12 protein-coding genes are annotated in these 19272 nt (G+C 60.0%); 11 read left to right on the top strand and 1 reads right to left on the bottom strand.

Features of this window, described 5'->3' with window-relative positions; all coding sequences use genetic code 11:
• Positions 1-9: 9 nt before the first annotated feature.
• The 10 genes from JYG37_RS22500 to tssJ all read left to right on the top strand — a co-directional run bounded on the left by JYG37_RS22500 (position 10) and on the right by tssJ (position 16112).
• Positions 10-1356 carry an ABC transporter ATP-binding protein gene (locus JYG37_RS22500; RefSeq protein ID WP_060733366.1) on the top strand — a complete coding sequence of 449 codons (1347 nt, stop codon included), beginning with the start codon at positions 10-12 and terminating at the stop codon, positions 1354-1356.
• A gap of 628 nt (positions 1357-1984) precedes the next feature.
• Positions 1985-3145 (top strand): IS30 family transposase, encoded by a 1161-nt coding sequence (locus JYG37_RS22495; protein ID WP_124632026.1) that lies wholly within the window; start codon positions 1985-1987, stop codon positions 3143-3145.
• Entirely contained in the window at positions 3142-5478 is a 2337-nt protein-coding gene (locus tag JYG37_RS22490; RefSeq protein ID WP_502775902.1) for a type VI secretion system Vgr family protein, read from the top strand. Before JYG37_RS22495 ends, JYG37_RS22490 begins: the two co-directional genes overlap by 4 nt.
• Positions 5479-5554: 76 nt before the next feature.
• Entirely contained in the window at positions 5555-7924 is a 2370-nt protein-coding gene (locus JYG37_RS22485) for a hypothetical protein (RefSeq protein ID WP_306427013.1), read from the top strand.
• On the top strand, positions 7888-8553 hold the full coding sequence (locus tag JYG37_RS22480; RefSeq protein WP_176015803.1) for a hypothetical protein: 666 nt from the start codon (positions 7888-7890) through the stop codon (positions 8551-8553). Before JYG37_RS22485 ends, JYG37_RS22480 begins: the two co-directional genes overlap by 37 nt.
• 88 nt (positions 8554-8641) lie before the next feature.
• Positions 8642-8902, top strand: coding sequence for a PAAR domain-containing protein (locus JYG37_RS22475; RefSeq protein WP_089489513.1), 261 nt, complete (start codon positions 8642-8644; stop codon positions 8900-8902).
• The gene (locus JYG37_RS22470; RefSeq protein ID WP_249746073.1) at positions 8854-10206 is read left to right on the top strand and encodes a KPHS_23130 family T6SS system protein; all 1353 of its coding nucleotides are present in this window, start codon (positions 8854-8856) and stop codon (positions 10204-10206) included. The genes JYG37_RS22475 and JYG37_RS22470 overlap by 49 nt, the downstream gene beginning before the upstream one ends.
• Positions 10154-13738 carry an ImcF-related family protein gene (locus JYG37_RS22465; RefSeq protein ID WP_249746072.1) on the top strand — a complete coding sequence of 1195 codons (3585 nt, stop codon included), beginning with the start codon at positions 10154-10156 and terminating at the stop codon, positions 13736-13738. Before JYG37_RS22470 ends, JYG37_RS22465 begins: the two co-directional genes overlap by 53 nt.
• On the top strand, positions 13735-15585 hold the full coding sequence (gene tssF / locus JYG37_RS22460) for a type VI secretion system baseplate subunit TssF (protein ID WP_213346451.1): 1851 nt from the start codon (positions 13735-13737) through the stop codon (positions 15583-15585). The genes JYG37_RS22465 and tssF overlap by 4 nt, the downstream gene beginning before the upstream one ends.
• 17 nt (positions 15586-15602) lie before the next feature.
• Positions 15603-16112 carry a type VI secretion system lipoprotein TssJ gene (tssJ, locus tag JYG37_RS22455; protein ID WP_176015801.1) on the top strand — a complete coding sequence of 170 codons (510 nt, stop codon included), beginning with the start codon at positions 15603-15605 and terminating at the stop codon, positions 16110-16112.
• Between the two features lie 120 nt (positions 16113-16232).
• On the opposite strand, the gene JYG37_RS22450 is transcribed toward tssJ, so the two are convergent.
• Positions 16233-17111: a MurR/RpiR family transcriptional regulator gene (locus JYG37_RS22450; RefSeq protein ID WP_050012004.1), complete on the bottom strand. Its 879-nt coding sequence runs from the start codon at positions 17109-17111 to the stop codon at positions 16233-16235.
• A gap of 368 nt (positions 17112-17479) precedes the next feature.
• On the opposite strand from JYG37_RS22450, the gene ggt reads away from it, so the two are divergent.
• Positions 17480-19231, top strand: a complete 1752-nt coding sequence (gene ggt, locus JYG37_RS22445) for a gamma-glutamyltransferase (RefSeq protein ID WP_050012003.1) — start codon at positions 17480-17482, stop codon at positions 19229-19231.
• Positions 19232-19272: the final 41 nt, after the last annotated feature.

Raw genomic sequence — 19272 nt, 5'->3', positions numbered from 1 at the left:
GTAAGCGCGATGCAAAATTCGACCGTTGTCAACGCCCCCGTCAAGACGTCTCAACCGCTGCAGCCGCCGCGGCTCGGCGAAGAAATCCTGCGCGTCGAGCACGTGAACCGCGGCTTCAGCAAGTCGCAGGGCGAACTGCTCGTGCTCGACGACGCGAACCTGTCGCTGCGCGAAGGCGAGATCGTCGGTCTGCTCGGCCGGTCGGGGTCCGGAAAATCCACGTTGTTGCGCATCATCGCCGGCCTGATCGAGCCGACCGGTGGCGAGGTGACCTATCTCGGCAAGCCGCTGCGCGGCCCGGCCGAAGGCGTCGCGATGGTGTTCCAGACCTTCGCGCTGTTCCCGTGGCTCACCGTGTTGCAGAACGTGGAAGCCGGGTTGGAGGCGCTCGGCGTCGGCGCGCGCGAGCGGCGCGAACGCGCGCTGGCCGCGATCGACTTGATCGGCCTCGACGGCTTCGAGAACGCGTACCCGCGAGAACTGTCGGGCGGCATGCGTCAGCGCGTCGGTTTTGCACGCGCACTGGTCGTCGATCCGACCATTCTGCTGATGGACGAGCCGTTCTCCGCACTCGACGTGCTGACCGCCGAAACGCTGCGTACCGATTTGCTCGATCTGTGGACGCAAGGCCGCATGCCGATCAAGTCGGTGCTGATCGTCACGCACAACATCGAGGAAGCGGTGTTCATGTGCGATCGCATTCTCGTGCTGTCGTCGAACCCGGGCCGCGTGATCGCCGAGATCAAGGTGCCGTTCAAGCATCCGCGCAACCGGCTCGACACCGATTTCCGCAAGCTCGTCGACGACATCTACGCGAAGATGACCGCGCGTCGGACCGGCGAAGCGACGAAGAAGGGGCTGGAACTGGGTAGCTGGATGCCGCGCGTGTCGACCAACCTGATGGCCGGCTTGATCGAGACGCTCGCGATGGCGCCGTACCACGGTCGTGCGGACATGCCGGAAATCGCGCGTTCGCTGCATCTGGAAGTCGACGAACTGTTTCCGATCGCGGAAGTGCTGCAGCACCTCGGCTTCGCGGACGTGCGCGAAGGCGACGTGTTCCTGACGCCGCCCGCGCGCGTGTTCGCGGAATTCGGCACGCAGGAGCGCAAGCTGATGTTCGCGGATCACCTGCTGAAACATGTGCCGCTTGCTGCGCGGATTCGGAAGGTGCTGAACGAGCGCCCGGGCCATCGCGCGCCGCGCGTGCGCTTCGAGCAGGAGCTGGAGGATTTCCTGTCCGACGAAGCGGCGGAGGAAACGCTCGATGCGGTGATCGACTGGGGGCGGTACGGGGAGGTTTTTTCGTACAACGACAAGACGGAAGTGTTCAGTCTGGAGGATGTCGAGTCATAAAGTCGGAAAGTAGATATGTAGGGCGCGACATTCCTCCGTCACCGATGTCGCGCCGACGTTGGGGTGTGACAATTTTCTACATTTCGAAATTCGGTTATGTATCAGATAGATGGATTGATATCGTTCGGCATGTCGAGGATTTATAGGGGATTTTTTAGGATATCATAATTTATGAAATCTACTTTCATTTCGATAGAATTGGCCATCTCGTATGATGGCCGAGAGCCATTTTTGTATCCCATGATGACCTATATTTACTATTTGGTTGTTTGATTTTAGCGATGCTTTTGGAGATCGCGGTTTGATGTAATAAGAGATAAGAAAAAATATAAAGTTAATTAGAAGTGGATAAAAATTTATAAAATAAATAAGTGATTTATTTGATTCTGTAAAAGTTCCGAACTGCCAGATCTGTGACCGGTGTGTGTTCATCCTCGTGAACCCATGCTTCACTGGCGAGAGCGTTGTGGCACTGCGTCCCTGAATGCGTGAATGGGCGAACGTGCCGGCGTAAAACCTCTCGTTCAACGGCAACCATGCGAACCATTCAGGATGTACTGAAACACCTGCGGATTCAACCGGTCGATGCAACACACTAGAATCTGCGCAAGCAGTGGAGGTGTTGCAAATGAAGCAGAGGCCGAGGATCTACTATTCTGAGAGTCAGAAAGCACTCATGTGGGACCGCTGGCGCAAAGGTGAAACGATTCATCAAATTGCCAAACTGTTCGATCGGGGCCACTCTTCGATACAGCGGATCCTGTCAGAGGCCGGCGGCATCGAGCCACCGCAAAGACATCGCGCACCGCAGACATTGACGCTCGCGGAACGCGAGGAAATCTCTCGCTGCCTGGTAAGCGGATTATCGATTCGGTCTATCGCGGCCAAGCTGGGACGTGCTCCTTCCACGATCAGCCGCGAGCTGCAGCGCAACGGAGGCAGCCAAGGTTATCGAGCGAGCCGGGCGGATGAGCTCGCCTGGGATCGGGCACGTCGCCCGAAGATTTGCAAATTAGTGAGCAATCAGACGCTGGCGCGAGTTGTCGCTGCAAAGCTGAAGCTGCAGTGGTCCCCTGAGCAGATTTCTGGTTGGCTCAAGCATACGTATGCCGTCAACAAGGACCATCTGGTGTCACACGAGACGATCTATCGGAGCCTCTATATTCAAGCTCGCGGTGCCCTGAAAAAGGAATTGCTTGAACACTTGCGACGCTCTCGAGCGATGCGCCGGTCTCGCCATCACACATTGAAAACCGAAGACCGCACGAACATTCGCGACGCTGTATCGATCAGTGAACGCCCCGCGACGGCGGAGGATCGCGCGATACCCGGGCACTGGGAAGGTGACTTGCTGTTTGGCAACGCGACCAGCCAGATTGCGACTCTTGTCGAACGTCAGAGTCGATACGTGATGCTGGTAAAAGTAGCCGGTAAGGATTCCGAGGCTGTGGTCAACGCGCTGATACGACACGCCAGCAAGTTACCTCGAGAACTATATAAATCGCTGACCTGGGACAGGGGCACGGAAATGGCTGATCACAAACGCTTTACCGTGGCGACCAAGATCCAGGTCTATTTCTGCGATCCGCAGAATCCGTGGCAACGCGGCTCGAATGAAAACATGAACGGACTGCTGAGGCAGTACTTCCCGAAAGGCACCGACGTCTCTGCCTATTCCCAAGCCCAACTCGACGCTGTAGCGAGGCGTCTCAACGAGCGTCCGCGTAAGACGCTAAACTTTGACACACCCGCCCAGCGGTTCCATCAATCTGTTGCATCGACCGGTTGAATCCGCACCCCAATTCGGTCGTTACCCAACCGCTGCATCTCGAGATCGCGGCGCTCGATGCGCAGGTCTCCGTTCTGTCATTCGTTCTGACCGAGGAAATGAATACGCGATTCCTCGCGGACATCATCGTGACCTCGCAGGACAAGCGGATCGACGGTGCGACGATTGTGGGCCAGCCGGCAGTCTTCACGATCGAGGAGTACGCTTCCGTGCCCTCGATGGCGGCCGTGATCGATCCGGTTCGGCATGCGGCGCGTACCGTGCACGGCGTCGTAACGCAATGGACTCGCGTCAAAACGTCTCGCGACGAAGCAACCTACCAAGTCCATCTGAAGCCGCGCTTCTCGCTGCTTGAAGAGGTGCACGATTCGGCCGTATTGCTGGACAGGTCGTTTCGCGAGTTGCTGAGCGACATGATTATCGATCGCGACTTGTTCCAATCCTTCGACGTCGAGTTCGAGCTGGAAGGGCTCGACGGGAAGCTGGAGCAAACCGTGATGTACGAAGAGACGGTCGCGAACTTTATCGACCGGCACTGCCGTCGCGCGGGGGTCTATTACTACTTCAAGCAGGCGAAGAAAGAGGACGGCCCGCAACGCGACACGCTGGTGTTCGGCAATACACCGCGCGGCTATATGCGAGCGCTCGAGGTGCCGTTGATGCCGCATTCCGGTCTGACGAGTTGGCACGAGGCGATTCTGACGCTGGAAGTCACGCGCGCGCTGGTGCCGCAGACGGTGCGCGAATGGGATCGCAACTACCGCATACCCGACGATCCGCTGCAGGTCGAATCGATCGTGGCCTATGACGATCGCTCGGTATACGGGAGCGTGAACCGCAGCGTCGAGCATTTCCATTCGGTCGAGGAAGGGCAGGCGCTGGCTGACGCGCGGCGTGACGAACTGCTCACGCGGCAAGTGCGGCTCACGGGCACGAGTAACGTCATCGGCATGACGCCTGGCATGGTGGTGCGGATCACCAATGACGAGGTGCACGAGGCGCCGCACGGGATGGTGATCACGAAGCTCGTCACGACCGGTAGCCGGAGCCAGTCGGTGGTCAACACCTTCGAAGCGATCCCCGCGCATCAGACCTACCGGCCCGAGTACGTTCCTGAAAAGCATTGGCGATGGATCGCCGGCATGCTGATCGGTGTGGTCGAGTCCGGCGATGACGAGCCGTACGCATGGATGGACGAATATGGCCGCTATCGCGTCAGGCTCCTGTTCACCCGGCACAGCGGCAAGCGCGGCACGAACAGCATGCCGTTGCGTGTGCTGCGTACGTCGGCGTCGTATCAGGGCGGCCTGCACATCCCCTTGCTGCCGCGGTCCGAAGTACGCGTCGTCGCGACCCAGGGAAATTGCGACCGCCTGCTGATCGCAGGGGCGCTGCATGACCATGCGCGTCGCGACCTCGTCCACGGCAAGGAAGGGTGGTACAGCCGCACCGTATTCCGCTCGCCCTTGCTCGGCAACAAGTTGCGCTTCGAGGATCTGAAAGACCACGAGGGTATCCGGTTGGCGACGGTGTTCGGGCAGTCGTCGCTCAACATGGGCCATCTGGTCGACGGGGACAAGAACAAGCGCGGCCAGGGCTTCGAATTGACCACGCAGAACTGGGGCACGTTGCGCGCGTCGAAGGGGCTGTTCGTTTCGGCAGACGCAGCAGGTGGATCCGAGACACCGCATCTCGACATGCCCGCCGCTATCGCGCAACTCAAGACAGCATTGCAGCGTGTAACGGACCTTGCGGCTGCGACGACGCAAGCCAAGGCCGACCCTGCGGACCGTGCGACGCAGGCGGCGCTGCTCGACGGCCTCGATCAGCTTCGCGACGCGGGGCTGCTTGCGAGTGCTCCCGGCGGCATCGCGTTCGTGACACCGAAATCACTGCAGCAATCGACGGGCGAGAACGTGATCGTCACCGCAGGCCGGGACATGGACGTGAGCATCGTCAGGCGGCTGCGCATGGTGGCGGGTGACCTGATCTCGCTGTGTGCGCACAAGCTCGGGCTGAATTTTGTCGCAGCGAAGGGCAAGGTCATGATGGCGGCGCTTACGGACGGGATGGACTTGTTCGCGAAGCAGCAGCTGCGCGTCGCGAGCCAAAGTGCGGATGTCCAAGTATCGGCCAAGTCGAAGATCACACTCAACAGCGGTGGAGCTTCGCTCGTAATCGAGAACGGCAACATGACATTTCACTGTCCCGGCGCCTTCACGATAAAGGCGGCGTCATTCTCGTTTCACGGGCCGAACAACGTCACGACACCATTGCCGTCGCTACCGCAGGCCAACCTGAAGATTTCCGACCGGTACTCGTCGTCCCACTGAAGCCATGATCATCAGCCCTCCCTTCCTTCCCGTATCGGGCGCGACGTCTAGTGATGCGTCAAAGACGGACGCTATGATGGACGTCGTCGATCAGTTCGAGATTGGTCATCATGGGGTCTATCCCGTTGCCTTCGACCGGCGCTTTCACTGTGGCATTCACCTGGATCCGGGCGAGCAGCACGAACCGGTGCGGGCAATTGCTGACGGCGAGGTGGTCGCGTATCGCGTTTGCAAAAGCGCTCTGTCTGATGGCGCGAAAGATCCGACTGGACAACCGGCGCTGAACTCGAATGCGGGATTCGTCTTACTCAGACATAAGACCGAGACAGGACGTGGGCGAACGATCACGTTCTACTCACTATATATGCATTTGCTGGACATGACCGAACAGGAGTGGCTTGCTCCCCAGCCAACCGATCCGCCGGCCGAGGGATCGATGAGTGCCCTCCCCAAATGGCTGCTCGATACGGCGGGCGGCAAGGACGGAGTCGTTCAGCCGGGCGGCGCAAAGAAGGTGTACCGCAAGGACATGCTCGGATATGTCGGTCAGCATCAGGGGGTGCGGCATCTGCATTTCGAAGTTTTCATGTCCGATGCTGATTTTACAGCCTGGTTTGATCACGACGGCCATCAGGTTCAACTGGGTGAGAAAGATCCTGTTCAGCCTGCGTCGAGCGACTACTGGGGACATTCCTATTTCATCATTAAGGGGCCACAGGATTTTGTCGCGCAGCCGGCGGGTATGACGGACGACTGGTTTCCGCGACTGCCAGGCGGCTCAATTGGTGAGCAAGACATCCTTTATGTGGAAGCGTGGTTCAACAAGGGGCGGCGCTATACATGCGCGTGGATCGACCGTGGTAGCAGCGGCAACGTTATCCTGCTTACACAGGTTCCGGTTGCTGACCCGTACGACGGAGAAACGGAACAGTATGAATATGATCTGTATGATCGAGCGGTAGCACTCTATTCAGAGTGTCCGAGCGATGGCTATGAAATGCTGCGCTTTGGGCGAATTCTTTCAAGTGCGGTGGTGCCGGGAGAAGCTCCTGCTACTTGGGTCGCAGTGCCCATCGATGAGAATGGCACGCAAGGATATGTCAACATCGCTGCTGACGAGATCATCAAATTGTCGGACGCCGACTTTCCATTCTTCAAGGGCTGGCAAAAAGTTGACGAAAGCAATACGCCGTTTAATCAGGACGGGTTATGCGGATACGATGAGCTTTGCCGTCTGACCGGCGTTGCTGATCCACAGGCAACGTCCGGAATGATCCAGCCGCTCGAATACGACAATAACAACGACGATAATGCCAACCAGTTGCTCGCAGGCTATGTGCGGAATGCAGAGGGTGTGCGCACAAAGCTCAGAGGGTTGGTGTTCAACGCGCGCAGCGAGTGGGATCCCTTGTACAACGACGATCGCTATAAAGGTCTGAATGGACCAGATGGATTCTTTGGCAAGCAGAAAGATACCAATCCAGGTGGCTATGCCTCGTTTATTAAGTTCCTCGGGAATTTTCAGTTTCTGGACAAGTTGCCGTCCGAATCGTCGCTAGCAGATCAGAAGTTCTGGTATTTTCATCCGCTTGAATTTATTCGGCACTTCAGGAAGTGCGGGTGGCTCAGTAAGAAGGAGATGCTTCAGCTTATACCGGATCGCGTTATTAGAAAGCCCGGGTCGCATAATTCGCCCTCTCAGGGAGTATGGGAATCGCCAAATCCAGATTATGCTTCATCTTTGCTTGATAGATTTGGACTGGGTTTGAACAATTCGATGAGGAAGTTCAAGCTTGATACCCCTAGTCGACAGGCGTGTTTTATGGCAAATGCCACACAGGAAACAGGATGGTTCCGCTATCTTGCGGAAGGGAATCGCAACGATGGTGCGACAGATCTGCACGGTGGTTGGTTTGGTCGGGGTTTTCTGCAGTTGACAAATCCTAACGGAAATATGGGTGGCGGAAATAATAATTATTATAAATATTTTAAATTTATTGGTCGAAACCCGCGTTTACCACCAGGGGAGCAGGAGGTGCGGTGGCGAAATGAGATTGCAAGAGATGTTTGTCATGCGAGTCATAGTGCAGGCGCTTATTGGGTTTGGTCCGGAAAATCAATGCCAACGGCGAACAATCCGGCGCGACCACGGGTGGATAGTGCGAATAAATATGCAGACGAGATGAGTGTGAATGAAAGAAGGGCAATCCGAACAAATGCCGGTGTTAAGGTGTGGTATTACAACCAGTCCTTTGCGAATTGTGCTGCGGCAGTGAATTATCCGGGGGCTACAGGCAGGAATCCACCAAACATGAATGGTCTAGTAGATCGGTCGACGTCGTTCATTAATGCGCTAATGGTTCTGGCTGATATTGTGGTTTTCAAGGGCCCAAATCAAGAGGATCTAACGTGGCCGGAAAATTTCACAAGGCGGAAATTGTCGTGAGAAATGTATTTTTAGCGTTGGTGGCATTTTTTTGGCTCGATGGAGCTGCGATAGCTGAGTTGGATTCTAATGGTCGATCCAATTATAGAGATAATATATTTCTATTGGAGAGTCGGTGTGGGTATATTCTCGGTGAAAATATATCGTCAAAAACGGTTGATTCGTCTATGAGTGTAAATAATGGAATTGTGTCATTTGATTTTTATCTTGTGATGAAGCTGGATGGGTCTGCTATACGCGGTAAGCTATCGTTTAGTTGCTTTGTGGCTGGGTCGAGTGTGTCAAGTTCGAGTGTTGCGAATAAAACTACCGCAGTCGACGAAATTGCTTTGGAAGATTCTGGCGGACGATATGTGCGCAATATCGTATGGCAAAGGAAATATGAAGGAAAGGGGTGGGATGGAACTGTTGCCTATGTTAATTCGGTATATGGAGATCGGGAAAGAATGCGTGTTCCTGATTATTTTTTAATATGTCCTAATGCAATATATTTTCCGTGTTTCTCGTTTGAGGTTGTGGGGAGGGGGCTTGCAAAAAAGGAAAGCGATCGAATTCCTGTGGTGCTTGGCGGAATTGAAGTTGTTGCCTTGCGATCGACAGTTCCTGAAACAAACGAAAGGGATCGATAGACTTTAATTCTCCATTAATTTGTCCGTGCGCTTGGGTGCGCGGTGTGCCGGGAATTCAAAAAACCCTACTCAACTAGATAGCCGATATATGCAATCTCCCATTCGCAAAGGTGACAAGCTCGAACATGGCGGCGAAGTCACCAGCGGCTCGCCATGGACGATGTTCATGGACAGGCCGCTTGCACGTAAAGGCGACGATGCGACCTGCGACTTGCATGGTCCGACTGTGATTGACGAGGGCGCCGACAAGTATCCCGATCGCGACGGGGAGCTGTTTGCGCTGGACGGCCATCGCTGCGCATGTGGTTGTCGATTGATTTCGTCGTTACCGAACGTCCACTTCGAGTAATGCCGGTCGATCTTTCTCCCGCCGGACGCCCCAGCGCGTATCCGCCCAGGATGCGCTTCTGGCCGTGGGCATTAACTTGGTTTGTCTGTAATGTGTTCGGTCCGCTGGTTATTTTGCTGACGTGGCCGAAAAGCGAACCCGCGAGTGGCCTTAGGTTTTGGGGCTTGATTATTGGGGTGCCGAACGGACTGTTTCTGGTCCTGCTCGGCTTTGGTCGCGCAGGCTACGAGGGGCTGTGGTACCGCGCATACTGGCGCAACCATCATCGTGACCGCTGGCTTGCGAAGAAGATCGGGTTCGCGCAGCGACCGCTTTATGTACTCGGCGCAGGCTATTGCCTGCCTCTTGGCGGGACATCTTTGTTCGACGTTCTGAGAGGGAAACGCTCCATCATGAAGGTGCAAGCCCCGCGGCACGGCTCAGGAAAAGTTTTGTGCAATCGCTTTGACGACGACGACCCGCTACTGGACGACCCGTCGAATGAGCCGCCACCGGACGCTTCATTCATGGCGGATGAAGAGGAAACCCCAACTGACAATGCTGCCGTACCGAAGAAGGCCGATCCAGTTGTGCAGATGATCCGCGTTGCGCTTGAGCCTCTCGCTGGAAGCATTCACGCATTAACTCGATACGAAAGGGCATATTGGCCCCAAGTACGCGTATTGACCGAGTCGGACGTCGCGAACATGCGTTTGACCCAGGTTCGCGCTGCGATGCATCTGGCGGCGCTTCCGCCCTTGGAAGTCCGGGCCGTTCCGGCTACCGACGGGTTGCTTGTGGCCGATGTATGGCTCGATGCGCATGAATCCCGTCCGCTCCTCGTCATCGCTACGGCGTGGTACGACGATGATATCGATGAGAGCCTCGCCGAGGGATGTGTGGCTGCGTTGTTCGATGCCGGCTGTTTCGGGCTCCCGCATGAGGTCAGCAGAAAGGCTGCGCTACATAGGCCCGTTGCAGGTGATTCCGCTGAATCAGGATATGGTTTCGCGAACGCCGCCATCTGGGGCAAAGCCGATGCCGCGTCGGTGACGCGCGCGTGGATAACGCGGCCGGTTGAAAACTGCGTCCCCGCTTTGAACGCTGCAGGGTTTGTGATTGCAGCAAAAGACGCCGCGCAGACTCGGCTGGATCGTATCGTTGGCGACATGCGGGCAGCGAACGGTCTGCTGGCGATCGCTGCGGCGATCGAGTCCGGTGCCAGTGACGGACCGCAACTCGTCGTCGATGGCTCGCACTCGGCCATCCTCCATGTCTTACCCCAAGATCAAACGGCTTCAACGCATGTCGATATCCAAAAATAACCTGCATAACGCGCAGCCTCAAGCGGCGTTAACCGAAGAAGCTCACAGCCGGGTCGCAGTCTGGGGGCTGCCTCTTGCCGCGTTGGTTATTGCCGTTGCAGCGCTTGTGCTGGCTTGGTTCCAGGGCGAGCGCCTCGGCGTTCCCGATGGCACGCCTCGCACACTGGCATTAATCGGTATTCCGGTATTGCTGGTTGTCATCGTGATCATTCATCTGATTGCGATATCGACTGGCGCATATGTGGGCGCTGCCAAACTGTTTCGTCTGCAAACCGGCGAGAAGGAGGCTGCTTCAACGACGGGACAGCAGATCAAACGCGATGCCCGTCTGCAACGCCTGTTCGAGGAACTACGGGTATCGCAGGGCCGGCGCTGGCGATACCGCTCACCGTGGCTGATGGTGAGCGGTGCGGATACGTTGGTCGATCAGGTCGCGCCCGGTCTGAAGCGCGCGGGCGTGATGCCGGTTGGCAATGCGATCCTCGTGCACGGGGCACCGGACGGCATCGACGCGGGCGTGTGGCGTCGGCAGATCCGTAAGCTGCGGAGCAAACGGCCCGTCGACGGCCTTGTGCACGTCACGCACGTGGATGAGCGCGATATCGAATTGCCGTGCGTCCTCGCCGCGCTGGCCGCCGACATCGGCTGGGACGCACCTGTCACGTTGCTGCACGCCGTGCCCGCGCAGGGCGATCGACCCGAGACGTTCGAAGTGATCGGTGCATTTCCGCGGGCGGCATACAAAGGGGGGCCGCCGGCGCTGGACTTGCGCGATCAGCTTGCCGCGATCGAGCGTGGTACGGCGGACGCGGGCGTGCAGCAATGTACAGCACCCACCCGGGTCAGCTATCTAGCCGAAATCTCGCAATACATCGGGACACGGCTCGAACACATCGTTACCGGCTGGCAAGCGCTTCATGCATCGCAGTGGCTGCGCGCGCCGCTGGCTGGCGTGATGTTCGTTCCCATATTTGAGGCGACAGCGGCGATGCCGACGCCGGTGCCGATCGCCGCGGACGCGAGCACAAGGGTGACGAACATCCCGATCGAGTTCCCGCCGCAACCGGCTGCACTGCTACCCGCGTGGTGCGCTATCGCCAACCGGCGACGCATTGGCCGGCGGGTCGGATTCTACTGGCCGGATGTGCTAGCGATGGGCGTGACCATTGCGGCGATAGCGTGGTGTGCATGGATGACCGCATCGTTCATCGGCAACCAGCGACTCATGCGCGAAGCGCAGGCGGCAGCGCGCGCAGCGGTCGATGCGCGGCCGCAGACCACAGCCGCCTGGCGCGCGCAACTGGCGTTACAACAGTTGATGGAAAGGCTCGAATACCGGCAGCAGCATGGCGCCCCGTGGTACCTGCGGGCCGGCTTGTCGCGAAATGACGATGTTCTCGGCAGTCTCTGGCAACCGTACCGACTCGCTGCGACGCGTAACTTGCAGGTGCACGTGGTGCAAACGATCGGGGAAGTGTTGAAGGCAGCAGATCAGGCGCGCGCCGATAGCCTGCAATCGCAGGACACGCGACGTAGTACCTACAACGCGCTCAAGACTTATCTGATGCTCGGCGAGCCATCGCGCACCGAGCCCGCATTTCTGAAGCGTACGCTCGTCACCCTATGGGCGCGGCCGGACGAGATGCCGCTCGGCGAGCGTGACGATACTGGCAGGCGGCTTGCAGGCTTCTACGCCGAGCACCTGAAAGCGCATCCCGAATGGCGGATAGCGACGGACGATCGCATCGTGACCTCGACCCGCAACATGCTGGTCACGCAAATGGGACTCGCGTCGGCGGAGGACACGGTGTACCAACGTATCCTCGACGAAGTCAAAAACAAATACGCCGACGCGTCGCTCGAAACGCTGCTGAATGGCGCAGATGCGCATGGAATGTTCAAGGCATCACAGACCGTCCCGGGGATCTATACGCGGGCGGCGTGGGACGGCATGGTCGGCGCGGCTATCGACAAGGCGTCACATGAGCGCCGGATCAGCGGCGACTGGGTGTTGTCCGGTTCGCAGGCATCACAGAGGATCGGCAATACGCTCGCACAGGGCATGACCCAAACCACGGCGATCGACGATGAGAAACGCGCAGCCGAGGAGCTGAAGCAGCGATTGACGGCCCGGTATTTTGGCGAGTACACGGCGGCATGGCAGCGCATGCTCAATAGCCTGCAGTGGCAACCGACGTCGAACCTCGGTGGCGCGATCGAACAGCTTTCTCGACTGGCGGACGCGCAGACGTCCCCGTTGATCGCGCTGATGAAATCCGTGCAGTATCAGGCGCAAGCGGGGCGGCCGTCGCAGGCGCTGGCCGACACCCTGGTGAGAAAGGCGCAGAACCTGATCGGGGCCGACGAACAGGCGGGGGCGACCGTCATCAACCCGCTCGACAAGCCGTTTGGTCCACTGCTGGTGCTGATGGGCGATACGGGCACGTCGTCTGCCGCGGAAAACGGGAAGCGCGCCACGCCAGCCGACATCGCGCTAAGCGGTGTCAGCTTGTCGCGCTACCTGACGGCAGTCACGACGATGCGGCTGAAGCTGCAGCAGATCGCGGGCAGTCCGGACGCTCAGGTAATGGCGCGCTCGCTCGCCCAGACCGTGTTTCAAGGCAAGTTGTCGGAATTGTCCCAGGCGCGCAACGACGCGGCGCTCACGGCCGCGAGCCTGGGTACGGCGTGGGCGGGCTTCGGCGATACGGTGTTTGCGCAGCCGCTCGAAACCGCATGGCAGACGATCCTGCAACCGGCTGCCGCGAGCTTGAATGACGCATGGCGAGCCGGTGTTGCCGCACCGTTCAACGCAGCGATGAGCGGCCGTTATCCGTTCTTCGATACGCAGGCCGATGCGTCCTTCGCCGAGTTCGGCCGCTATGTACGACCCGATACCGGATTGATTTCGCGCTTCATCACGACGCAACTGGCCGGCGTGATGAAGCTCGAGGGTGACTATTGGGCGCGCAGCGAGCTCGCACCGCAGGCGTTGCAGTTCGACCCGACATTCCTGAGCGCCGTCCGGCAGTTGTCGACGGTTGGGGTACAGCTTTACCCGCAGGCCGATGCCGAGGAGAAATTCGACATGATGGCGCTGCCGACGCCGAACGTGACGCGATCGGAACTGTCGGTCGACGGCATGCGGATCGTCTATTTCAATCAGCAGGAGCGCTGGACCCCACTGGCATGGCCCGGCAACGGCCTGAACGGGCACGCGAGGCTCACATGGCAGACGCGCGACGCAGGCCTGCGACAGGCATTTGATTCGGCCGGCGATTGGGCATTCCTGCGTCTGCTGAGCGAGGCCGACATCAAGCCGCTCGATGGCACGCGCTATCGGCTTACATGGAACACGGGGAGCAGCGAGCCGTTGTCGTACGTATTGCGTACGCGGGTCGGCGCCGGGCCGATCGACCTGCTGAAACTGCGCGGGTTCCGCATGCCGGATCGCATTTTCGTCGTCGGCAAGGCGGGTGCCGTGCCGACGATGCCGCTTCTGCCGCCGCTGCCACCGGATTTCCAGCCATGAGTGAAGACAAGAACAATCCGACGAAGCCTGCAGGAAGCGGTGTCGGTGCGGATGACGATCGATACCTGCGCTACTTCGATGCGGAGATGCGTTATCTGCGCGAGGCGGGGAAGGAGTTCGCGAGGTCCCAGCCACAAGGCGCCCGCCGTGTGGGAATGACGATGCCTGGCGCGCGCCACGACAGTGTCGAGCAGACCTACGAGGGTTTCGCGTTTCTCACGAGCCGGCTGCGGATGAAGCTCGATGACGCGGCACCGGAAATCACCGATCCACTGCTCGATCATCTGTGGCCGCATACAGGCCGTACGATTCCGTCGCTGACCATCCTCGAGTGCGTGCCGCGCACCGGCGAGGCGCGGATACTCGATACGTTGCCACCAGGGTTGCAGGTACGTTCGACACCGGTCGGACCGGACGGGACGATATGTGTCTATCGAACCACTCGGGCGATACACTTGCTACCGCTCAACGTGCGCGAGGCGGGCGCGCGCATGCGCGAGGACGGCCGTACGGTAATCCGGCTCGCGTTCGACCTGCTGCACCGCGAGCAGCGGTTGGTGGACGACCTGTCGCGTATCCGGCTATACCTGCATGGCGACCGGCCGACTGCATCGGCGCTGTACGCGGTTTTCACGCGCCAGGTGGAGTCGATCGGCGTGCGCATGCCGCGCCTGCTAGACGGCCAGCTACAACTGCACCCGGCGATGACGATCGAGGCGGCGGGCTTCGGCGCGCACGCGCGACTGTGGCCGACCGACCTCGATGTACGCGACGTCGATCTCGACCGCGAGCAGACGATGCTCGAATATTTCGCATTCCCCGAAAAGTTCCACTTCGTGGATTTGTGCGGTTTCGACGCGGCCAGCGTGCCGCCGGGCGAAACACGTCTTGAATTCGAAATCGTGATTCGAGACCGGATCCCCGGTGACGCCACGTTCTGTGCGGACAACATCCGGTTGTTCTGCACGCCGGTGATCAATCTGCTCGAACTGGACGCGCAGGCAATCCGTCCCAATGCGCATGACCGCGACTATCCGGTGCGCGCCCCGGCCTCCGCAGGCGAGCACGTCGAGCCGTACGATGTATTGTCGGTGGTGGCGACCGATCCGCGCACCGCCAGGCAATACCCGTATCAATCGATCAAGGTATTCCGGCACCGCGGCGGGATGATGCGGCACGAGTCGCCGGATCGGTACTACCACGCTTCGAATCGGCAGGGTGTAACGGGCCAGCGCGAGATGGTCGTGACGTTGGGCGGGCATCTGTGGGCGGAACCGGGCAGCTTACCGGACGGACACGTAACGGTCCGGGTATTGGCAAACAACGGGCGCTTGCCGCGTATGGCGCTGCGCGAATCGATGGTTACCACGCCTGCTTCGACCTTCAATGGTGTCGAGCGCGTGCACAACTTGACGGCCCCGACGATGCCGCTGTATCCGCCGCGCGGCGGCGATTATGACTGGCGGGTGATTTCTCACTTCAATGGCGCGGGCACAACCGAGCTGAACATGATGGACGCGAATGTGCTGCGCGGCGCGCTGTCGTTGTACGACTGGAGGCGAGATGACGATAACCGGCGACGCATCGACGCGATTCGTCACGTTTGGCTCGATGAGGAAACGGAACGGGTGGGGGCGCGCGTCGACCGTATCGTGAATGTGAACGTGGGTATCGAGCCGTCGGGTTTTGCCGGGTCCGGCGACGTCGCGCTGTTCGGCGACGTACTCAGTCGCTTCGTCGGCCGCTATGCGTGCTTCCATTTTGCGGTGCGGCTCGTGCTGTATGAAGGCGTGGGCGGCCCGAGCCGGCGCTATCCATGCACGATCAAGACGGGAGACTGGCTGTGACACCGCGAGCACATCCGATGATGCGAAGCATTCGATTGGCGGCTGCTATTGCGATGACGGCCGCGTTGCTGTCTGGCTGCGGTATGTGGCAATCGACGAAAGAGACGATCGGCGGCATGACACGCGCGATTTTCGTCACGAAGGTCAAGCAGATGAACCTCGTGATCGAAAGCCGTGCCGCACTCAACGAGAACGAGCAGGGACAATCGCTACCGGTCGTGATGCGCGTCTATCAGTTGAAGGATGCGAAGGTCTTCGAAAACACAGCTTACGTTTCGCTGCTCAATGACGACAGTGCGTTACTGAAGGCCGAGCTGCTCGACAGCATGGAGATCACGCTCGTGCCTGATGCCTCGATGGCTCTGTCTGTGCCAATGGCAGCCGACGCGCAAGCTGTGGGCGTGGCGGGGTTCTTCCGCGATGGGCGCGGTGCCGAGTGGCAACTGGTGATTCCGAAGTCGCAGTGGAAGAAGACGGACCCCGTCAAGTTGGTCGTGACCGGCAACCGGATGGAACTGGTGCCCTGAACGAGGGAACGCGACGGGGGCTGGCATGGCGCGTGACATGTGGGGTTTGCCGTTTGGGATTCGAATTGCACACGCCGCGAGGCCGAGCGCTGACGCCCGCGCCTGAATGGCAATACGCCATCACTCCGGCAAATCCCGCTGACTTACATCCCACTCGATCCCGCCCGCATTGAGTTGCTCGATCTTCTCCATCCGCTGCCGCGCCAGCTCCGGCAGCCGGTTCGTCACGCCGATCACCAGCGCTTCGGCGAGCGCCAGCGCCGGCACGTTGGTCTGCAGCATCGCGAAAGGGCGGCCCTGGATTCGCAGCACGATCTCCGCGAACTCGCCGATCGGCGAGCGCCATTCGTCGGTGATCAGCAGGATCCGCGCGCCGAGCTGGTGCGCGGCCTGCGCGAAGCGGATGCTGTCCTTCTGGTAGCGACGAAAGTCGAAGATCACGAGCACGTCGTTGCGCCCCATGTCGGCCAGCGCGACGGACGCGAGATTCACGTTCGGCTCGACGGACTGCACATGCGGCCGCGCATAGGCGAGCGTGAACGAGAACAAGGATGCGAGCGGCGCCGTATAACGACCGCCGCCGCAGAACACGCGCACGTCCGGATCGGCCAGCACCGCCACGGCCGCATCGAACGCGGCCGCGTCGAGCCCTTCGATCGTGGTCGCGAGCGATTCGGACAGCCGCTGGAAAATCGCCGCATGGTTGTCGCGCATGCCCGTTTCCGAGTGGAACGCATCCATCCGCGCGAGCGGCGAATTCATCGCGGTGTCGATCTCGTCGTGCAGCGCCTGCTGGAACGACGAGTAGTTCGGAAAGCCGATCCGCACGACGAAGCGGAACACGGTCGGGTCGCTGACTTCCGCCTGCTTCGCGAACTGTGCGATGGGACCCAGCCCGAGGCTGGGGTAGCGATCCAGCAACGCCTGTGCGACCTTCTGTTCCGACGGCGTGAAGCTATCCATCTGGGATAACAGCAACGCCCTGATGCTCGTCCCCATCGGGCACTCCGGCTCTCTATCTGAATTGAACGACCAAACGGCGGACGGGCGTCCGCCGACAACTGCACGCATGTTAGCCGATTGACGTGCGGCAGGCCGCGGGCGGTCCGAAATTAGAGGGACGCATCGCTCGTCCAGCGAATCCGTTCATATATGTAATAAAACAAACATTTACCAACGACGACAGTCACGCTTATTCGCTTTAAATTCAGTGATTACCCTAGGTTTTGGTGGAAAAAAGCGAGTGCTATGATCGCGGCCTCGCTGAAATGTATCGTTCATTACATGCTGGATTGGCCGCGTCGATACGCGCTTGCGCGTCGACGCATCCCGGCATGGCCCAGTTTATTCGTCTGGAGGATCCCGTCATGAGGCGGCTGGTAATACTCACCCTGTTGTCGGCGATGAGCGTGTGCGCGTTCGCCGCGTCGGACCCGGCGGTCGAAGCGAAGAACGGCATGGTCGTATCGTCGCAGCACTTCGCGTCGCAGATCGGCGTCGACATCCTGAAGGCAGGCGGCAACGCGGTGGACGCGGCAGTGGCCGTCGGCTATGCGCAGGCCGTGACCAACGCGTGCTGCGGCAACATCGGCGGCGGCGGTTTCATGACGATCCACCTGGCCGACGGCCGCGACCGTTTCATCAATTTCCGCGAGACCGCGCCGGCCGCGGCGTCTGCGAACATGTATCTGGATGCGTCGGGTAACGTGATTCCGGAGCAGAGCCTGTACGGCTATCGCGCGGTCGGCGTGCCGGGCACCGTGGCCGGCCTCGATCTCGCGCAGCGCAAGTACGGGAAGCTGACGCGCAAGCAGGTGATGGCGCCGGCGATCCGGCTCGCGCGCGACGGCTTCGTGCTGACGCGCGGCGATACGGACATCCTTGATACGACGGTCGAGCGCTTCAAGAAGGATCCGGAAGCCGCGCGCATCTTCCTGCGCCCGGACGGCACCGCGTTGCAGCCGGGCGATCGCCTGGTGCAGAAGGACCTGGCCCGCACGCTCGAGCGCATCGCGGAGCAGGGGCCCGACGCGTTCTATCACGGCGAGATCCCGAAGATCGTGGAGGCAGCGGCCAAGCGCGGCGGCGGCGTGATCACGGCGGCCGATTTCGCGTCCTATCGCGCGCAGGACATGTCGCCGCTGACGTGCACGTATCGCGGCTACGAGTTCGTGTCGGCGCCGCCGCCGAGCTCGGGCGGCGTGACGATGTGCGAGACGCTGAACATCCTCGAAGGGTATGACCTGCGCAAGCTCGGCTACCACTCGGCCGCGGCGGTCCACTACATGACCGAAGCGATGCGCCATGCGTACGAAGACCGCAACACGCTGCTCGGCGATCCGGACTTCATCGACAATCCGATCGCGAAGCTCACGAGCAAGGAATACGCGGCGCAGATCCGCAAGAGCATCCATGCCGATACGGCGACGCCGTCGGTCGACGTGCAGCCCGGCGTCGGCGTGCACGAGAAGCCGGAAACGACGCATTACTCGATCGTCGACCACGACGGCAACGCGGTGTCGACGACCTATACGGTCAACGGCCGCTTCGGCGCCGTGGTCATCGCGCCGGGCACGGGTTTCTTCCTGAACGACGAGATGGACGATTTCACCGTGAAGGTCGGCGCGCAGAACCTGTTCGGCCTCGTGCAGGGCACGCGCAACTCGATCGCGCCCGGCAAGCGTCCGCTGTCGTCGATGGCGCCGACGATCGTGAAGAAGGACGGCAAGGTGTTCATGGTGGTCGGTTCGCCGGGCGGCTCGCGCATCATCACGATCACGCTGCAGACCGTGCTGAACGTGATCGACTACGGGATGACGCCGCAGGATGCGGTCGCCGCGCCGCGCATCCATCACCAGTGGCTGCCCGATGCGGTCTATTACGAAACCTACGGCCTGTCGCCCGACACGCTCGCGATCCTGCGCAACATGGGCTACAAGATGGTCGAGCAGACGCCGTGGGGCGCCGCCGAGCTGATCATGGTCGGCCTGCCGGGCACCGAAGCGGCGAGCCGCCAGAGCTCCGGGAACGATTCGTCCGTGTCCGGCAACGTGCGGGTCGGCTTCATCTACGGCTACAACGACCCGCGCCGTCCGGCGGGCGCCGCGATCGGCTACTGACCGATCGTTTCATGCCGAATCGCTGCCGCCGGCGTTCGCGT

This window comes from Burkholderia sp. LAS2 (assembly GCF_018417615.1).
Taxonomy (GTDB): Bacteria; Pseudomonadota; Gammaproteobacteria; order Burkholderiales; family Burkholderiaceae; genus Burkholderia; species Burkholderia sola.
Note: the sequence above shows the minus strand (reverse complement) of the source record. Positions and strands in the feature narration are given on the sequence as shown.

What these genes read in the sequence shown, in the direction of transcription:
- JYG37_RS22485 (WP_306427013.1), top strand. Translation starts at nt 5,555, where the DNA reads ATGGACGTCGTCGATCAGTTCGAGATTGGTCATCATGGGGTCTATCCC.
- JYG37_RS22470 (WP_249746073.1), top strand. Translation starts at nt 8,854, where the DNA reads ATGTGGTTGTCGATTGATTTCGTCGTTACCGAACGTCCACTTCGAGTA.
- JYG37_RS22495 (WP_124632026.1), top strand. Translation starts at nt 1,985, where the DNA reads ATGAAGCAGAGGCCGAGGATCTACTATTCTGAGAGTCAGAAAGCACTC.
- ggt (WP_050012003.1), top strand. Translation starts at nt 17,480, where the DNA reads ATGAGGCGGCTGGTAATACTCACCCTGTTGTCGGCGATGAGCGTGTGC.
- tssF (WP_213346451.1), top strand. Translation starts at nt 13,735, where the DNA reads ATGAGTGAAGACAAGAACAATCCGACGAAGCCTGCAGGAAGCGGTGTC.
- JYG37_RS22450 (WP_050012004.1), bottom strand. Translation starts at nt 17,111, where the DNA reads ATGGGGACGAGCATCAGGGCGTTGCTGTTATCCCAGATGGATAGCTTC.
- JYG37_RS22500 (WP_060733366.1), top strand. Translation starts at nt 10, where the DNA reads ATGCAAAATTCGACCGTTGTCAACGCCCCCGTCAAGACGTCTCAACCG.
- JYG37_RS22475 (WP_089489513.1), top strand. Translation starts at nt 8,642, where the DNA reads ATGCAATCTCCCATTCGCAAAGGTGACAAGCTCGAACATGGCGGCGAA.
- JYG37_RS22465 (WP_249746072.1), top strand. Translation starts at nt 10,154, where the DNA reads ATGTCTTACCCCAAGATCAAACGGCTTCAACGCATGTCGATATCCAAA.
- tssJ (WP_176015801.1), top strand. Translation starts at nt 15,603, where the DNA reads ATGATGCGAAGCATTCGATTGGCGGCTGCTATTGCGATGACGGCCGCG.